This is a genomic window from Streptomyces sp. NBC_00029 (genome assembly GCF_045160505.1).
Classification (GTDB): Bacteria; Actinomycetota; Actinomycetes; order Streptomycetales; family Streptomycetaceae; genus Streptomyces.
The window spans coordinates 5,095,870-5,111,894 of record NZ_CP108292.1; the positions used below are offsets into that span (position 1 = coordinate 5,095,870).

A 16,025-nucleotide genomic window follows, 5' to 3' on the forward strand; every position below is an offset into this window, starting at 1 on the left:
AAGAACAGTCTTTACTCACACAGCAGCATTTACCTACGGGCAGGAGGGACGGGGTGCCTGGCGCCCCGTATGGATGGACGTGAAGCGATACTTCCGTGGGCCGGTCATGTGGATCGTGCTGGCCGTCCTCGCCGTGGTCGTGTTGATGAATGTCGTCGGCTCCGGCGGCGGCTACAAGTCGGTGGACACCAGCGAGGTCATCAAGGCGATCAACACTGGCCAGGTGGAGACAGCCAAGCTGACCACCGGCGACAGCCAGATGATCAAGATTGAGCTGAGCGAAGGCCAGAAGCTCGGCAAGCACGACGGCACCAAGTTCCAGGCCAACTACATCGGGGATCAGGGCGTCCAGCTCGCCCAGAGCCTCCAGACCAAGTACGACGCCGGTCAGATCCCGGACGGGTACTCCGTCACGCCGGACAAGACCAGCCCGTTCCTGAGCGTGCTGCTCTCGCTCCTGCCCTTCGTCCTCATCGTCCTGGTCTTCCTGTTCCTGATGAACCAGATGCAGGGCGGCGGCTCCCGGGTCATGAACTTCGGGAAGTCCAAGGCCAAGCTCATCACCAAGGACACCCCGAAGACGACGTTCGCCGATGTCGCGGGTTCGGACGAGGCCGTCGAGGAACTCCACGAGATCAAGGAGTTCCTCCAGGAGCCGGCGAAGTTCCAGGCCGTCGGCGCCAAGATCCCCAAGGGTGTGCTGCTGTACGGCCCGCCCGGCACCGGCAAGACCCTGCTCGCGCGCGCCGTCGCGGGCGAGGCCGGTGTTCCCTTCTACTCGATCTCCGGATCCGACTTCGTCGAGATGTTCGTCGGTGTCGGTGCCTCGCGTGTCCGCGACCTGTTCGAGCAGGCCAAGGCCAACGCCCCGGCGATCGTCTTCGTCGACGAGATCGACGCCGTCGGCCGGCACCGCGGTGCGGGTCTCGGCGGCGGTCACGACGAGCGCGAGCAGACCCTCAACCAGCTGCTGGTCGAGATGGACGGCTTCGACGTGAAGGGCGGCGTCATCCTGATCGCCGCCACGAACCGCCCGGACATCCTCGACCCGGCGCTGCTGCGCCCGGGCCGCTTCGACCGGCAGATCGCGGTCGACCGGCCGGACATGCAGGGCCGTCTGGAGATCCTCAAGGTCCACCAGAAGGGCAAGCCGGTCGCCCCGGACGTCGACCTGGGCGCCGTCGCCCGCCGCACGCCCGGCTTCACCGGTGCCGATCTCTCCAACGTCCTGAACGAGGCCGCGCTGCTCACGGCCCGCTCGGACAAGAAGCTGATCGACAACCACTCGCTGGACGAGGCGATCGACCGCGTCGTGGCGGGCCCGCAGAAGCGGACCCGGATCATGTCGGACCGGGAAAAGAAGATCACCGCGTACCACGAGGGCGGACACGCCCTGGTCGCGGCGGCCTCCCCGAACTCCGACCCGGTCCACAAGATCACGATCCTGTCCCGCGGCCGGGCCCTGGGTTACACCATGGTCCTGCCCGACGAGGACAAGTACTCGACCACGCGCAACGAGATGCTCGACCAGCTGGCGTACATGCTGGGCGGGCGCGCGGCCGAGGAGCTGGTCTTCCACGACCCGACCACCGGCGCGGCGAACGACATCGAGAAGGCCACCGCCACGGCGCGGGCCATGGTCACGCAGTACGGCATGACCGAGCGTCTCGGTGCGATCAAGTTCGGCGGCGACAACACCGAGCCGTTCCTGGGCCGCGAGATGTCGCACCCGCGGGACTACTCGGAAGAGGTCGCGGCGCTGGTCGACGAAGAGGTCAAGAAGCTCATCGAGACCGCGCACAACGAGGCCTGGGAGATCCTGGTCGAGAACCGTGACGTCCTCGACAACCTGGTCCTCGCGCTGCTGGAGAAGGAAACGCTGAACAAGGAGCAGATCGCCGAGATCTTCTCCACGATCGTCAAGCGTCCCGCCCGTCCCGCGTGGACCGGCTCCTCCCGCCGCACCCCCTCCACCCGTCCGCCGGTGCTCTCTCCCAAGGAGCTCCAGCTGACGAACTCGGCGAACGGCACGTCGGCCGCGTCGGCCGTGTCGGTGGAGAAGGCCCCCGAGGCCTCGCCGGAGGAGCTCACGGACTAGTCCGCGAGCCCGTCCACCCGGAATGGAAGCCGCGCCCCCCAGGTTCTAGCCTGGGGGGCGCGGCACTTTCATCTGGTCATACTTGGGTGGCCGCGAGCGCTGTGCACACAGGAACGAGGAAAGAAATGACCGACCCAGTGACCCTGACCGGCGATGAGGGCACGATCGGCGAGTTCGACGAGAAGCGTGCCGAGGCGGCGATTCGTGAGCTCCTGATCGCGGTCGGCGAGGACCCGGACCGCGAGGGCCTTCTGGAGACCCCGGCGCGTGTGGCGCGGGCGTACAGGGAGATATTCGCCGGCCTGTACCAGACGCCCGAAGAGGTCCTGACGACCACGTTCGACCTCGGTCACGACGAGATGGTCCTGGTGAAGGACATCGAAGTCATGAGTTCCTGTGAGCACCATCTGGTGCCCTTCCACGGTGTCGCGCACGTCGGCTACATCCCGTCCACCGACGGCAAGATTACCGGCCTGTCGAAGCTGGCCCGCCTCGTGGACGTGTTCGCCCGCCGCCCCCAGGTGCAGGAGCGGCTGACCACGCAGATAGCCGACTCCCTGATGGAGATCCTGGACCCGCGAGGGGTCATCGTGGTCATCGAGTGCGAGCACATGTGCATGACCATGCGCGGGGTCCGCAAGCCGGGCGCGAAGACCATCACCTCGGCGGTCCGCGGCCAGCTCCGTGCCACGGCCACTCGGGCCGAGGCGATGAGTCTGATCATGGCGCGCTAGCCGGATTGTCCGTGCTGTCCGCTTCGGTCCCCCTCCGTGATGTCACGGAGGGGGACCGAAGCGTTGGGGCGTAGCCGGCACGCAGACGGTGAACGCCGTGGGCGGGCGGATCCGGGCCTGTGATGCCCGCCCGGGAGACCGCTCATGGACGCTGGAGGAAGGCCGAACCGAACGGACCGAGGTCAGCGCCGTACGAGTGGACGGGACCCGCTCACTGGTCGAGGTGACGACGGATCATGCGACCTTCGCGGTGGGTCCCGATCAGCTTGTGCGGACTCCTGACGGAGGCGTGAGCCGAAGGGGCGGCCTAGGTCGTCTCTTTTGGATCTTGTCGGTCGGCCCGCGTCGTCCGGTGCCGTGCATCGCAAGGCGGAGGAGCGCCGTTGTACTGGACGTACTGCGGTGCTCCGACAACGCGGCGAGGTGCGGTGCCGGGCGACGCGGGCCCGGCAAGATCCGAAAGAGACGGCCTAGGCGCGGGCCGGGGCCTCCGGGGTTTCGTCGTCCTCCGGGAGCTTGAGGACGTGCTCCAGGAAGAGGGCCGCGGCGATGACCGCCACGCCCGCCAGGACCGAGAAGCCGGCGTACCAGGCCTGGTCGCGGCGGGCGGGGACGTCCAGGGCGTCGGTCAGCAGGAAGACGCCCACACCGCCGTACATGCCCGCCACCAGCGCCGCCACCAGGGCACTGGCCTGGCCGAAGACCACCGCGCGGGCCGCCATCAGCGGCTCCACGCCCTTGGCGCCGGGCCGGCGCTCGCGCTGGGCCTTGAGGCGGGAGCGCATGGACAGGGCAGTGGCCAGCAGAATCGCAGCGATGATGCCCAGGACGATCGGTGCGGCCAGTGGAACGCCCGGCAGGGTGCCGTAGGCGTTCCACAGGCGCGCGCCCGCCCAGGACAGGACCCCGGCGACCACGAAGATGCCTGCCAGGACCGCCGGCCTCAGTTGCTTCACTTGCCCGTTCCCCACTTTCAGCGAGTAGCCGTGAACAGGCTACTAACGACTACTCGGGGAGGTGGAGTTCCAGGTCGGGACGCGAGGCGACACCGACCAGACCGATTTCGGCCAGCAGCTCGGCGACCGCCCCGCGGCCGGGGATCCGGGCCTCCGGGTCGATGTCGTGCCACGGGGCCAGCACGAAGGCGCGCTGGTGGGCTCGCGGGTGCGGCAGGGTGAGGACCGGGTCGTCGGAGACCCGGTCGGCGTACGCGACGATGTCCACGTCGATGGTGCGCGGACCCCAGCGCTCCTCGCGGACGCGGTCGAACGCCTCCTCGACGGCGTGCGCGCGCTCCAGGAGCGAGGACGGCGGCAGGGTGGTCTTCACGGCGAGGACCGCGTTGAGGTACGAGGGCTGCGAGCCGGGCTCGACGCCCCACGGCTCGGTCTCGTAGACGGGGGAGACGGCCTTGACCCGCATGCCGGGGGTGTCGCCGAGGGCGTCGATGGCGCCCTGCAGGGTCTCCAGCCGGTTGCCGAGGTTCGCTCCGAGCGCGATCACGGCCCATTTGGGGTTGGACAGGGTGACGTCCGCCGCGTCGACCGCCTCGACGACGGAGGCGGGTACCGGCTGGACGGTGGGGTCGCTCGGTGCGTTCAGTCCGTTGTTCATGCGCGGCTCCGGGTGATCGTGATGGTCACGTCGTCGAAGGGGACGGTGATGGGCGCGTCCGGCTTGTGGACGACGACCTCCACCTGCGCCACCGCTTCGTGCTTGAGGCACTGCTGGGCGATCCGCTCGGCCAGGGTCTCGATCAGGTCGACCGGCTCACCCTGGACCACGTCGACGACCTCCTCGGCGACGACCCCGTAGTGCACGGTCTTCGCCAGGTCGTCTCCGGCCGCAGCGGGGCGGGTGTCGAGGTGCAGCACGAGGTCGACGATGAAGGTCTGGCCTTCCTCGCGCTCCCGGGGGAAGACGCCGTGGTGCCCGCGAGCCTTGAGGCCGCGCAGCGCGACACGATCCACGCGAATCACTCCTGCTTTCCTTGGTGCTTCCGGTCCCGGGGCTCCCCGGGGCCATGGCTGCGCCGAGTGCGGTCGGCGTCGTCCGTCTTCGAATTTACCTGCGAAATACTCCGGATCCCGCCGGAGGGGTCAGGAGGGGTCCTCGTCCTCGTCGTCGTCGGACTCCGTGAGGACGGGAGAACCGTGGTGGGACCACAGTCGCCAGCCCTCGGATGTGCGTCGGAACACATTCGTGGCGACGACCAGCTGACCGACCAGCGGGCCGAGTTCCCCGCCGTCCTCGGCGGGCCCGCCGCTGAGGATGTTCTCCGTGCACGTGACCAGTGCGGTGTCGCCTATGACGGCCACCTTGGTGTCGGTGAGGAAGAACTGGATGTAGTCGGTGTGCGACATGATGAGCGCGTACGAGCGCAGGACCTCGCCGCGGCCCGAGAGCACCGGCCAGCCGGGGTGGACGCAGGAGATCTCGTCCTCCAGCCAGAGCGCCGACAGTGAGTCGAAGTCCCCCCGCTCCATAGCCTCGTAGAAGGCCGTGTTGACCTCTTCGACCGCCTCGATGTCGGTTCTGCTCACGGTGCTCCTTGTCGGTGGGTGACGATCAGAGTGCCCCTTCGACGGCCCGGGCAACCCGTACGGCGTCCGCGGTCGCCCGTACCTCGTGGACGCGTACGGCCCAGGCGCCCTGGTGGGCGGCGATCGCGGAGACGGCGGCCGTGGCGGCGTCCCGCTCGCGGGCGGGTGGCGGGGCGGCGTCGGACGCGCCGGCCAGGACCCGGCCGAGGAAACGCTTCCGCGACGCGGCGACCAGCAGCGGGAAGCCCAGCGCGCGCAGCTCGGGCAGGTGCGCGACCAGGGCCAGGTCGTGCTCGGCGTTCTTGGCGAAGCCGAGACCGGGGTCGACGAGGAGCCGCTCGGGGGCGATCCCGCCGGCCACGACCGCGTCGATCCGGGCCCGCAGCTCGGCGGTGACCTCGGCGACCACGTCCTCGTAGACGGCGAGGCTGTTCATGCCGGCGCTGAAGCCGCGCCAGTGCATCACGACGAAGGGCACCTCGGCGGCCGCGACGGCCGGGATCATCCCGGGGTCGGCCAGGCCGCCGCTGACGTCGTTGACCAGCATCGCGCCGGCCTCGACGGCCCGGGCGGCGACGGCCGCGCGCATGGTGTCCACGGAGACGGTGACGCCCTCGGAGGCGAGGCCCCGGACCACGGGGACGACCCGGCGCAGCTCCTCCTCCTCGTCGACGCGGGAGGCTCCGGGGCGGGTGGACTCGCCGCCGACGTCGACGAGGTCGGCGCCGTGCTCGACGAGGTCGAGGCCGCGCTTGACCGCGGCGGTGGTGTCGAACCAGCGGCCGCCGTCGGAGAAGGAGTCGGGGGTGACGTTGACCACGCCCATGACGCCGCAGCGGTCCCAGTCCGGCAGACCTGCGACCCGGCCCCTGCCGGTGGCTCCGCGCTTCGTGTTCATGGGTCCAAGGGTAGGCGTGACCTGGATACGGCAGGGCCCCGGCGCCTCTCGGCCGCCGGGGCCCTGCCGCGGGGCGGACGCCCCGCAAGAGCGGAAGCCCGGCGGCCCGGGGACACCGGGAGCCGGGCTCCGTTGCGCCGGGCTGCCGGGCGTGTACCCGCCCGGCCCGGACTTACGCGGCCTGGACCTCGCGCTCCTGCTGCTTGGGCACGGACGTCATGTGGGTGTGCGTGCAGGTGCGGACCGGCTTGGGCCGGCGGCGGCTGGCGAAGAGTCGGGGCAGGGCCACGGTGACGAAGCCCTCCGCCTGCATCACGGCGAAGCCGATGCGGGGCAGGTCGCGGCTGTTGCGGTAGACCATGAAGCGCGGCTCCCAGCGGGGGCGGAACTTCTCGTTGAACTTGTAGAGCGATTCGATCTGGAACCAGCGAGAGAGGAAGACCAGCAAGTTGCGCCACATCCGCAGGACCGGGCCGGCGCCGATCTTCTCGCCGCGGGCGAGGGCCGCGCGGAACATCGCGAAGTTCAGCGAGACCTTCTCGATCTTCAGGTCGGGGGCGGCCTGCAGGGAGGCGACGATCAGCAGCTCGTTCATGCCGGGGTCGGCGGCGCGGTCGCGGCGCATCAGCTCCAGCGACATGCCGTCGGTGCCCCACGGGACGAAGTGCAGGACGGCCTTCAGGTCGCCGTACGGGCTGGTGTCGCCCTCCTCCACGCGGTGGGCGGTGGCGATGAAGCAGTCGCCGTCGCCCTCTTCGCCGACCCGGCCCAGGGCCATCGAGAAGCCGCGCTCGGTGTCGGTGCCGCGCCAGGCCTCGGCCGCGCCGCGGACCCGCTCCAGTTCCTCCTCGGTCAGCTCGCTGACCCGGCGGACCTGGGTGGTGTAGCCGTTGCGCTCGATGCGCTTCACCATCTGGCGGACATTCCGCATGGGACGGCCCGCGAGGGAGAAGTCTTTGACATCGACAATCGCCTCGTCACCCAGCTCCAGCGCGTCGAGACCGGTCTCGCGGGTCCAGACCTCGCCGCCCGTCTCGCTGCAGCCCACGACGGCCGGGGTCCAGGAGTGGGCCTTGGCCTCCTCCATGAACCGCTCGATGGCGCCGGGCCAGGCCTCGACGTCGCCGATGGGGTCGCCGGAGGCGAGCATCACGCCGGAGACGACGCGGTAGGTGACGGCGGCCTTGCCGCTGGGGGAGAAGACGACGGCCTTGTCGCGGCGGAGCGCGAAGTGGCCCAGCGAGTCGCGGCCGCCGTGCTTGGCGAGCAGCTCGCGCAGCTTGTCCTCGTCGTCGGCGGTGAGCCGGGCGGCGGGGTGCTCGGGGCGGAAGGCCAGGTACATGGTGGTGAGGGCGGTCAGCATGCCGAGCGCGCCGAGCGAGTAGCCGACGGTCCAGGACACCTGGCCCGCGTAGTTGACGGGGCCCTCGAAGCCGAAGAGGCCGACGACGACGTGCTGGAGCTGCTCGTACAGGCCCGGGTTGCCGATGACCCGGTTCGGGTGCACGTTGACGATGAGCAGGCCGAGCCCGATGGAGCCGGCGCTCATCAGTACGAAGTTGGCGAGCGCCTTCCAGCGGCTGCGCGGGTCGGGCAGCGCCTTGAATTCACCCTGGTGGCGCAGCAGCAGCGCGAAGAGCACCGCAGCGATGATCACGCCGGGGATCGAGTGCCGGTAGAGGAACTGCGCCGCGGCACCGGCCGGCAGCAGCACCACCGCAGCCCGCCAGGCCCGGCGCTTGCGGCGCTTGAGGCCGTGCGCGAGCAGCAGGAGCAGTACGCCCGCGCTGATGGCGAGGGCGGCTGCGAAGGGGCCGAACACCGGCAGCACTTCGGCGACCGCGTGGATCCGGCTGTGCCGGAAACGCGGGAACACCCCTGCCGCGATGTCCAGAAGGCCGACGATCATGACGGCCGTACCTACCAGGCCGGGCACCGCCTCCGGCTGTGGACCTCGGAGGATTCGGCGGGCCCTGCTCGGAACCTGTCCCGACTTATCGCCATCTATCCTGCTAGACATCGCTTCCCGTTGCTCCGCGAGAGATCTTGTGGCCGAAGGCCGCGACAGCCTCCGGTGTGTGGTGCGTCCCTTAGGACGACATTGACGAGGAGCGGGTTCACTCTTTCGCCGGAAAAAAACAGTCCTGCCACCAGAAAGTCGACTTACTGCTCATGGGTCTCACCAGTAATACGGTTCTGGCGCTGGCCATCCTCGCCGGTGTGCTGCTGTTCGCGGCCACGGTCTGGTTCTGGCCGAAGCTCTCGAACCGCACCTGGCGCGCGTTCGCCGGCCGTGTCGGGCTCCTGCTGGCGACCCAGCTGGCGCTGTTCTCGGCTGTGGGGCTCGCGGCCAACAAGTCGTTCCTCTTCTACGGTTCCTGGGCCGACCTGCTCGGCAAGGAGACGTCCATGGGCAAGGTCGTCGACCACTCGATGAGCAGCAAGGACATCAAGGTCGTCGACAAGCAGAAGCTGGACGTACCCGGCGGCGCCAAGCCCCAGGTCGGTGGTCAGATCCTGAAGGTTGCCATAACCGGGCAGAAGTCGAAGATAACGAGTCCCGGCTACGTCTGGCTCCCGCCGGAGTACTTCCAGCCGCAGCACAAGGACCGTAACTTCCCCGCGTCCATCGTCCTGACCGGCTACCCGGGCACCGCCGAGAACCTGATCAAAGGGCTCGACTACCCGATGAAGGCGTTCAGCCTGTCCAAGGCCGGCAAGATGAAGCCGATGATCCTGGTCATGCTGCGGCCGACGATCGCGCCTCCGCGCGACACCGAGTGCGTCGATATACCCGGTGGCCCGCAGACCGAGACCTTCTTCGGCGAGGACCTCCCGCAGGCCATCACGGACACCTTCCGGGTCGGCAAGAAGCCGCAGAACATGGGCTTCATCGGCAACTCCACGGGCGGTTACTGCGCTCTGAAGATCGCCGCGCATTACCCGGAGACCTTCGGCGCGGCCGCCGGTCTGTCCGCGTACTACGACGCGCCGGACGACCCGACGACCGGTGACCTGTTCCACGGGGACGCGAAGCTGAAGAAGCGTGCGGACGTGCTGCACAGCATCGAGAACAAGAAGCCGAGCGGTACGTCCTTCCTCGTGACCAGCAGCGAGAAGGGCGAGCCGAACCTCTCCGACACCAAGAAGTTCATCAAGAAGGTGCAGAGCCCGGACCGGGTCTCCTCCATCATCCTCGACAGCGGTGGCCACAACTTCAACACGTGGCGACGGGAGATCCCGCCGATGCTGACGTGGATGAGCGGCCGCATCGAGGCCTGACCCGCCCCGCCCCGCCCCGGATCCGGCGTCGACGCACCCGTGACCGGCCTCCCGAGGCCGGTCACGGTCGTTTCCGGGGCCGTGCCGTGCCGGTCCGGTCGGCCGGGCTCGGGTCCGGGTCAGGGCCGGGACTACGCCTCCTGCAGCTGGGCCCGGCGCAGTGCCCGGTGGACGTCCTGCGGAGTCAGTACGCCGACCAGCGCGCCGGATTCCGGGTCCGTGACCCCGATCCGCCCCGAGTCCTCCTGCAGCAGGGCCGCGAGCGCCTCGCGCAGCGTCGACCCCAAATCCACCGAGGCCGCCGGGGCCTTCCCCTCCACCGCCGTCAGGTCGGCCGCCTCGACGGCGGTGACCGCGAGCCGCTTGAGCCCCCGGTCGGAGCCGACGAAGGAGGCCACGTAGGGGGTGGCCGGCGTTCCGAGCACCGCCGCCGGACGGGCGAACTGCTCGATGGTGCCCGTTCCGTAGACCGCGATGCGGTCGCCGAGCCGGATCGCCTCCTCCAGGTCGTGCGTGACCAGCAGGATCGTCTTGCGCACCGTCTTCTGCAGCGTCAGGAACTCGTTCTGCAGCCGCTCGCGCACCACCGGGTCCACCGCACCGAACGGCTCGTCCATCAGCAGCACCGGCGGATCGGCGGCGAGCGCGCGGGCCACACCGACGCGCTGGCGCTGCCCGCCCGACAGCTGCTCCGGATACCGGCCGCCGTACACGGACGGATCCAGGCCCACCAGTTCGAGCAGTTCGGCCGCCCGAGCGCGGGCCTGCGCCTTCGGCGTGCCGATCAGCTGCGGCACGGTCGCCGTGTTCTCCAGGACCGTCTTGTGCGGGAACAGGCCGACCTGCTGGATGACGTAGCCGATGCGGCGGCGCAGCTCGACCGGATCGGCGTCCGCGATGTCCTCGCCGCCGAGCAGGATCCGGCCGGAGGTCGGGTCGATGAGCCGGTTGACCATCTTCATCGTGGTCGTCTTGCCGCAGCCGGACGGCCCCACGAGCGTGACCAGCTCACCCTCCGCCACCTCGAAGGACAGGTCCTCGACGGCTGTCGTCCCGTCGGGGTAGCGCTTGGTCACATGCTCGAATCGGATCACACAGTCATCTTTCCGTATCGGCGTCGCCGATTTGTGAAGGGCGTGTTGCTCCGCTGCGAAGGATTCCGGCCATGGGGGGTGGTGGGGGTTAGGGTCGCTCTGACCGGGTGACCGTGAAGACGTACGTTCGAATTGCGGGGGGTGAGGGGCGTGGCCGGAGCGAACTGCCTGGTGGCGAATGACTGGATCTGCTGGGACTACGTCACCTCGCGTTCCCAGGAACTCACCGACGCCACCCTCGAACACATCTGGATCACCGCCGTGTCGGTCCTGATCGGCATCGCGGTGTCCGTGCCGCTCGCCCTGCTGGCCCGCCGCGGCCGCCACTGGGCGGCGCCCGTCCTGGCCTTCACCACCCTCCTCTACACGGTCCCCTCGCTGGCCATGTTCTCCCTGCTACTACCCGTCTTCGGGCTCTCGGCGGCGCTGGTGGTGACCGGGCTCGTGCTGTATTCGCTGACGATCCTGGTCCGCAACGTGCTGGCCGGCCTGGAGGCCGTTCCCGAGGACGTAAGGGAGGCCGCGCGCGGCATGGGGTACGGCCCGGTGCGCCTGCTGTGGCAGGTCGAACTGCCGCTCGCGCTTCCCGCACTGCTCGCCGGTGTCCGGATCGCCACCGTCTCGACCGTCGCGCTGACCACGGTCGGCTCCATCGTCGGCAAGGGCGGCCTCGGCAATCTCATCGCCCCGGCCGTCAACAGCTCCTTCAGGGCCCAGGTGCTCACCGCCTCCGTGCTGTGCGTGCTGCTCGCGCTCGCGGCCGACCTGCTGCTGCTCGGCCTGCAGCGGCTGCTCACCCCGTGGACCCGGGCCGGCGCCGGTGGCCGGTCCGCGATCCCCGCACCTGCTCCCGCACCCGCTCCCGCTCCCGCGCCGGCTCCGATGAAGGGGGCCTGAGGCCGTGGGCGTCCTGGGAGGAGCCTGGGACTGGCTGGCGAACGGTGCCAACTGGTCGGGGGAGAGCGGTGTCTGGCACCGGCTCGGCGAGCACGTCTACGTGAGCGGGGTCGCGCTCGCGATCGCCTGCGCGGTGGCGCTGCCCGTCGGCCTGTTCCTCGGCCACCTCGGCAAGGGCGGCACCCTCGCGATCAACATCTCCAACATCGGCCGGGCCGTCCCCGTCTTCGCGGTGCTGGCGCTGTTCATGGTCTCCCCGCTGCGCAACGCCGGCTACCTGCCCACCATCGCCGCGCTGGTGCTGTTCGCCGTACCGCCGCTGCTGACGAACGCGTACGTCGGCATGCGCGAGGTGGACCGGGCGGTGGTCGAGGCCGCCCGCGGCATGGGCATGTCCGGGCCCCAGCTCTTCCTGCGCGTCGAACTTCCGCTCGCGCGCGGCCTGGTGATGACCGGGCTGCGCTCGGGCGCCGTGCAGGTCATCGCCACGGCGACGATCGCCGCCATGGTCGGCCAGGGCGGCCTCGGCCGGATCATCACCGCCGGCTTCAACACGTACAACACCCCGCAGGTCGTCGCGGGAGCCCTGCTGGTGGCCGCCCTCGCCCTGCTGGTGGAGGGCGCGCTGATCGCCGCGGACCGGCTGCTGCCGCGGACGGCCGCGTCCCGCTGATTCCTGTCCATCGCCTCGAACGGAGAACCTCCATGACCAAGACCACGCGCGTCCTCGGCGCGTCCCTGGGCGCCCTGGCGCTGACGGTGTCGCTGGCCGCGTGCGGCGGCGACAGCCTGGAGAAGAGCAAGGACGGCGGTGCGGCCCCGGCCGGCTCCTCCTCGTCCGCGGGCGGCGGCAAGGGCAGCCTGGTGATCGGCGCGGCCGGGTTCACCGAGTCGAACGTGCTCGCCGAGCTGTACGCGCAGGTCCTGAAGGACGCGGGTTACAGCACCTCGATCAAGACGGTCAACAACCGCGAGCTGTACGAGCCGTCCCTGGAGAAGGGCGAGATCGACGTCGTCCCGGAGTACGCGGCCACGCTCGCGGAGTTCCTCAACGCCAAGGTGAACGGTCCCAAGGCGCCCGAGGAGAAGCCGGTCGCCTCCAGCGACGTCGCGGCGACGGTGGCGGGCCTGGAGAAGCTCGCGGCCCCGCTCGGCCTGAAGGCGCTCGCCGCGGGCGAGGCCGTCGACCAGAACGCATTCGCGGTGACCAAGGAATTCGCCCAGAAGAACAACCTCAAGACGCTTTCCGATCTTGGTAAGTCCGGGCTCAAGGTGAAGATCGCGGCGGGCGACGAATGCAGCGTCCGTCCGTTCTGCGCACCGGGGTTGACCAAGACGTACGGAATTCAGGTTTCCGGGATCGACCCGAAGGGCGTCGGCACCCCGCAGGCCAAGCAGGCGGTCAAGGACGGCGCCGACCAGCTGGTGCTCACCACGACCACGGACGCCACCCTCGAAAGCTTCGGCCTGGTCCTGCTGGACGACGACAAGAAGCTCCAGAACGCCGACAACGTCCTGCCGGTGGTCAACGCCAAGGACGCCGGAACCCCGGAGATCGCGGCCGCCCTCGACAAGCTGACCAAGGCGCTCACGACGGCCGATCTGGTCGACCTGAACCGCAAGGTGGACGCCGAGCGCGCCAAGCCGGCCGACGTCGCGAAGGCCTACCTGGAGTCCAAGAGCCTGCTGAAGAAGTAGCGCGCACGGGGTTGATGGAGAAAAGTGGCTTAACTGCCCGGGAAGAGTTTGCCGGGCGGGTATCCCGCTCGACCCCCATGCCCTGTAAATTTCGGGCCATGCCCCGTGGACGCCACCGCAATCCCGAACCCCTGCACCGGCTGCTCACGCCGACGACCGTGGCCGGCGTGTCCGTCGCCAGTGCGGGCGCGGCCTGGCTGCTGGCGGAACCGATGGCGCTGCGGCTGCTCGTGGCCGTCACGGCGGCCGCCGGGGTCGCCGGCGCCGTCGTCATGCGCGCCTGGGACCGCTCGGCGGGCCGCCGCGTCGCGGAGCTCGCACGCGAACGCGTCAAGGACGAGTGGCGGACCGACGAGCGGATAGCCGAGCTCGAGTCCGACCTCGAGGAGGCCCGCATGCTGCGGGCCAGGCTCGACGCCAAGCTGCGCGCCAAGCGGGTCGAACTGGCGGGCCTGCGCGGCGAGCACGCGGCGCTCCTGCGGCGCTACGCGACCGCCGAGACCGAGCGCGCCAGCGCCCTGGAGGGCCGTCGGCTGCTGGCCATCGAGGCTTCTGCGGCTCCGGCGGCCGCGGCCGCCAAGGAACTTCCGGCCGTCACCGAGGAGCGCACCTCGGCGGGCGCGCCCACCTCGGTCGGCTACGCCCGGGCCCACGCGGCCCTGGGGGCGCTGGCCCGCAAGCGCCGGACGCGGGAGCTGCCCGCGGCGCCGGCGTCCTCTTCGTCGCCGGAGCGCGAGCCCGACCCGAGCCCCGCTCCCGGTCCCGGTCGCGGCCATGCTGCGGTTCCCGCTGCGCCGTCCTCGGTGCCCGCGCGGCGCCCGGCGGCCGCGGTGGCCCCGTACGCGGCCCAGCGGCGTACGGCCTCCCGCGTCGAGGGCGGCTTCGACTTCTTCGGCACCAAGAACGCGGCACAGGCCCGCGCGGTGATCGAGGCGGTCCAGAACGAGGACCTGGCCGACGTGGTCGGCGCCGAGGTCCTCGCGGTGCACAAGGCGGAGTCCGCCCGGGCCGTCGTGGAGCCGGAGTTCAAGCCGGCGACGGACGAGACCCGCGCGGTGGGCCAGGTCATCGACCTGACGGCCCACGACGAGACCGAGCCGATCGACGTGGCCCGGCTCCGCACCGCGATCTCGTAGCCCCGGTCAGGGGCCGTACGAGGCCACCAGGCGGGCCAGGTGCCGGCCCGCCACCAGGAGCGGGGTGCGGCTCCGGGTGACCTGTGAGGTCATCTCGGCGCCCTCCAGGGTGTTGATCACCGTCATGGCGAGGTCGCGGGCGTCCGGCTCCGGGTAGCCCGAGGCCAGGAGCTTCGCGGCCACCAGATGCTGCCAGTTGGCGAAGGCCGTGGCGCAGGCCGCCTGGAGTTCCGGGAGGCGGCCGATCGTCTCCAGGGCCGTGGCCGTCACCGGGCAGCCGTCCCGCCAGTCGGAGGCCTCCAGCGCCTGCGCGAGCAGGACGGCGACGCCCTCGACCGCTTGCGCCGGGTCCGGGTGAGCGGCCAGCCCGATGCGCAGCAGCCCGGCGAACTCCTCGTCGCCGAAATGGATCGCGGCCACCGCGAGCTCCTGCTTGCCGCCCGGGAAGAAGTGGTACAGCGAGCCGAGGGTGGCCTCGGCCTCGCGGACGAGCTGCTTGACCGGGGTGTTCTCGTAGCCGCCGCGCTGCATGAGGCGCGATGCGGTGCGGACCAGCCGGTCGCGCGTTCCCAGCGCCGCTTCCGTCGCCGTCGTCCCTGTCGTCCCTGTCGCCTTCGTCCCTGCTGTTGCCATGGGCGTGATCCTACCGCCGATTCTAGATAGAGCGTTCGTTCTAGTCTCATGCTACGTTCGTTCCGAGCGCTGGATAGAGCGTTCGTTCTAGACCATCTCGCTGGGGGAGAGCTCCGTCATGAACAAGATTCCGACCACCCCGAACACCACGGTCACCGTCGTCGGCCTGGGACCGATGGGCCGCGCCATGGCCGCCGCCTATCTCGACGCCGGCTACGAGGTCACCGTGTGGAACCGCAGCGCGGGCAAGGACGCCGACCTCGTCGCCCGCGGGGCCCACCGCGCCGCCGACGTCGCCGAGGCCGTGGCCGCGAGCGCGCTGACCGTGCTCAGCCTGATCGACGTCGAGGCCATGTACGGCACACTCGGCGACACCGACCTCGGCGGCCGCGTGCTGGCCAACCTGTCCTCCGACGTCCCGGACAAGGCCCGCGCGGCAGCCCGGTGGGCCGAGGCGCGCGGGGCCTCGTACCTCACCGGCGGGGTCAACGTGCCGCCGGCCGGCATCGGACAGAAGGGCTCCTCCCTCTTCGTCAGCGGCCCGCAGGAGGTCTACGAGGAGCACCGCGCCGCGCTCGACGTGCTCGCCGCCACCGACCACCGCGGCACCGACCCCGGCCACGCGCAGCTCTACTACCAGCTCAACATGATCCTCTTCTGGACCGCGTACACCGGCTGGTACCAGGCCGTCGCCGTCGCCCGCGCCAACGGGCTGAGCGCGGCCGACATCCTCCCGTACGCCGGCTACACGGCCGATTCGATGCGCGGCTTCTACGAGGGGTCCGCGCCGGGCATCGACGCGGGAGACCACTCGGGCGCGGAGGCCCGCCTGTCCATGTGCGCCGCGAGCGTCGAGCACATCCTGCACACCGCGGCCGACTCCGGTGTGGACACCGGGATCCTCGCCGCCCACGCCGAGCTCTACCGGCGCGGCGTCGGCGCGGGCTTCGGCGCGGACGGCACCTCGCGCCTGCTCCAGCTCCTGGACAGCAGGACTGCCTAGAGGGGGGTG

The 16,025-nt window shown here is 70.4% G+C and carries 16 protein-coding genes; 8 read left to right on the plus strand and 8 right to left on the minus strand.

The annotated features are described in order from the left end of the window. The first annotated feature begins 73 nt into the window (after positions 1-73). Together ftsH and folE are read left to right on the plus strand one after the other, a co-directional pair. Entirely contained in the window at positions 74-2,098 is a 2,025-nt protein-coding gene (gene ftsH / locus OG753_RS23860) for an ATP-dependent zinc metalloprotease FtsH (protein WP_327263733.1), read from the plus strand. A gap of 125 nt (positions 2,099-2,223) precedes the next feature. Next, positions 2,224-2,832 (plus strand): GTP cyclohydrolase I FolE, encoded by a 609-nt coding sequence (gene folE, locus OG753_RS23865; RefSeq protein WP_327263734.1) that lies wholly within the window; start codon positions 2,224-2,226, stop codon positions 2,830-2,832. 470 nt (positions 2,833-3,302) lie between these two features. On the opposite strand, the gene OG753_RS23870 is transcribed toward folE, so the two are convergent. From OG753_RS23870 to OG753_RS23895, 6 genes are all read right to left on the minus strand, one after another. Then, a complete protein-coding gene (locus tag OG753_RS23870; RefSeq protein WP_327263735.1) occupies positions 3,303-3,788 on the minus strand; it encodes a DUF3180 domain-containing protein in 486 nt (161 codons plus the stop codon). Positions 3,789-3,837: 49 nt separating this feature from the next. After that, entirely contained in the window at positions 3,838-4,446 is a 609-nt protein-coding gene (gene folK, locus OG753_RS23875; RefSeq protein ID WP_327263736.1) for a 2-amino-4-hydroxy-6-hydroxymethyldihydropteridine diphosphokinase, read from the minus strand. Further along, positions 4,443-4,802: a dihydroneopterin aldolase gene (gene folB / locus OG753_RS23880; RefSeq protein ID WP_030010912.1), complete on the minus strand. Its 360-nt coding sequence runs from the start codon at positions 4,800-4,802 to the stop codon at positions 4,443-4,445. The genes folK and folB overlap by 4 nt, the downstream gene beginning before the upstream one ends. Positions 4,803-4,931: 129 nt before the next feature. Beyond that, positions 4,932-5,375, minus strand: a complete 444-nt coding sequence (locus OG753_RS23885) for a nuclear transport factor 2 family protein (RefSeq protein ID WP_327263737.1) — start codon at positions 5,373-5,375, stop codon at positions 4,932-4,934. Between the two features lie 25 nt (positions 5,376-5,400). Then, on the minus strand, positions 5,401-6,273 hold the full coding sequence (gene folP / locus OG753_RS23890) for a dihydropteroate synthase (RefSeq protein WP_327263738.1): 873 nt from the start codon (positions 6,271-6,273) through the stop codon (positions 5,401-5,403). Between the two features lie 172 nt (positions 6,274-6,445). Next, complete coding sequence (locus OG753_RS23895; protein ID WP_327263739.1) at positions 6,446-8,293, minus strand: phosphatidylglycerol lysyltransferase domain-containing protein; 1,848 nt, start codon at positions 8,291-8,293, stop codon at positions 6,446-6,448. A gap of 152 nt (positions 8,294-8,445) precedes the next feature. Between OG753_RS23895 and OG753_RS23900 the strand changes: the two genes are divergently transcribed. After that, positions 8,446-9,555 carry an alpha/beta hydrolase-fold protein gene (locus tag OG753_RS23900; protein ID WP_327263740.1) on the plus strand — a complete coding sequence of 370 codons (1,110 nt, stop codon included), beginning with the start codon at positions 8,446-8,448 and terminating at the stop codon, positions 9,553-9,555. Positions 9,556-9,686: 131 nt separating this feature from the next. Here the strand turns inward: OG753_RS23900 and OG753_RS23905 are convergent, their stop codons facing one another. Continuing rightward, complete coding sequence (locus OG753_RS23905) at positions 9,687-10,649, minus strand: ABC transporter ATP-binding protein (RefSeq protein ID WP_405790062.1); 963 nt, start codon at positions 10,647-10,649, stop codon at positions 9,687-9,689. A 150-nt stretch (positions 10,650-10,799) separates the two neighbouring features. Here OG753_RS23905 and OG753_RS23910 point away from each other — a divergent pair, with 150 nt between their 5' ends. From OG753_RS23910 to OG753_RS23925, 4 genes are all read left to right on the plus strand, one after another. Then, entirely contained in the window at positions 10,800-11,546 is a 747-nt protein-coding gene (locus OG753_RS23910) for an ABC transporter permease (protein ID WP_405790064.1), read from the plus strand. Positions 11,547-11,550: 4 nt separating this feature from the next. Continuing rightward, positions 11,551-12,219 (plus strand): ABC transporter permease, encoded by a 669-nt coding sequence (locus OG753_RS23915; protein ID WP_327263743.1) that lies wholly within the window; start codon positions 11,551-11,553, stop codon positions 12,217-12,219. A gap of 32 nt (positions 12,220-12,251) precedes the next feature. Continuing rightward, positions 12,252-13,244, plus strand: coding sequence for an ABC transporter substrate-binding protein (locus tag OG753_RS23920; protein ID WP_327263744.1), 993 nt, complete (start codon positions 12,252-12,254; stop codon positions 13,242-13,244). Between the two features lie 98 nt (positions 13,245-13,342). Continuing rightward, entirely contained in the window at positions 13,343-14,380 is a 1,038-nt protein-coding gene (locus tag OG753_RS23925; RefSeq protein WP_405790066.1) for a hypothetical protein, read from the plus strand. A 6-nt stretch (positions 14,381-14,386) separates the two neighbouring features. Here OG753_RS23925 and OG753_RS23930 read toward each other — a convergent pair whose 3' ends face one another. Continuing rightward, positions 14,387-15,013 (minus strand): TetR/AcrR family transcriptional regulator, encoded by a 627-nt coding sequence (locus OG753_RS23930; RefSeq protein ID WP_405790068.1) that lies wholly within the window; start codon positions 15,011-15,013, stop codon positions 14,387-14,389. A 118-nt stretch (positions 15,014-15,131) separates the two neighbouring features. Between OG753_RS23930 and OG753_RS23935 the strand changes: the two genes are divergently transcribed. Continuing rightward, positions 15,132-16,016: an NAD(P)-dependent oxidoreductase gene (locus tag OG753_RS23935; protein ID WP_405790069.1), complete on the plus strand. Its 885-nt coding sequence runs from the start codon at positions 15,132-15,134 to the stop codon at positions 16,014-16,016. The last annotated feature ends 9 nt before the right edge of the window (positions 16,017-16,025 follow it).

Bases quoted from the DNA above. Each gene is read 5' to 3' on its own strand.
- folE (WP_327263734.1), top strand. From the start codon at position 2,224: ATGACCGACCCAGTGACCCTGACCGGCGATGAGGGCACGATCGGCGAG.
- OG753_RS23925 (WP_405790066.1), top strand. From the start codon at position 13,343: ATGCCCCGTGGACGCCACCGCAATCCCGAACCCCTGCACCGGCTGCTC.
- OG753_RS23920 (WP_327263744.1), top strand. From the start codon at position 12,252: ATGACCAAGACCACGCGCGTCCTCGGCGCGTCCCTGGGCGCCCTGGCG.
- OG753_RS23900 (WP_327263740.1), top strand. From the start codon at position 8,446: ATGGGTCTCACCAGTAATACGGTTCTGGCGCTGGCCATCCTCGCCGGT.
- OG753_RS23935 (WP_405790069.1), top strand. From the start codon at position 15,132: ATGAACAAGATTCCGACCACCCCGAACACCACGGTCACCGTCGTCGGC.
- OG753_RS23895 (WP_327263739.1), bottom strand. From the start codon at position 8,293: ATGTCTAGCAGGATAGATGGCGATAAGTCGGGACAGGTTCCGAGCAGG.
- OG753_RS23930 (WP_405790068.1), bottom strand. From the start codon at position 15,013: ATGGCAACAGCAGGGACGAAGGCGACAGGGACGACAGGGACGACGGCG.
- folK (WP_327263736.1), bottom strand. From the start codon at position 4,446: ATGAACAACGGACTGAACGCACCGAGCGACCCCACCGTCCAGCCGGTA.
- ftsH (WP_327263733.1), top strand. From the start codon at position 74: ATGGACGTGAAGCGATACTTCCGTGGGCCGGTCATGTGGATCGTGCTG.
- folP (WP_327263738.1), bottom strand. From the start codon at position 6,273: ATGAACACGAAGCGCGGAGCCACCGGCAGGGGCCGGGTCGCAGGTCTG.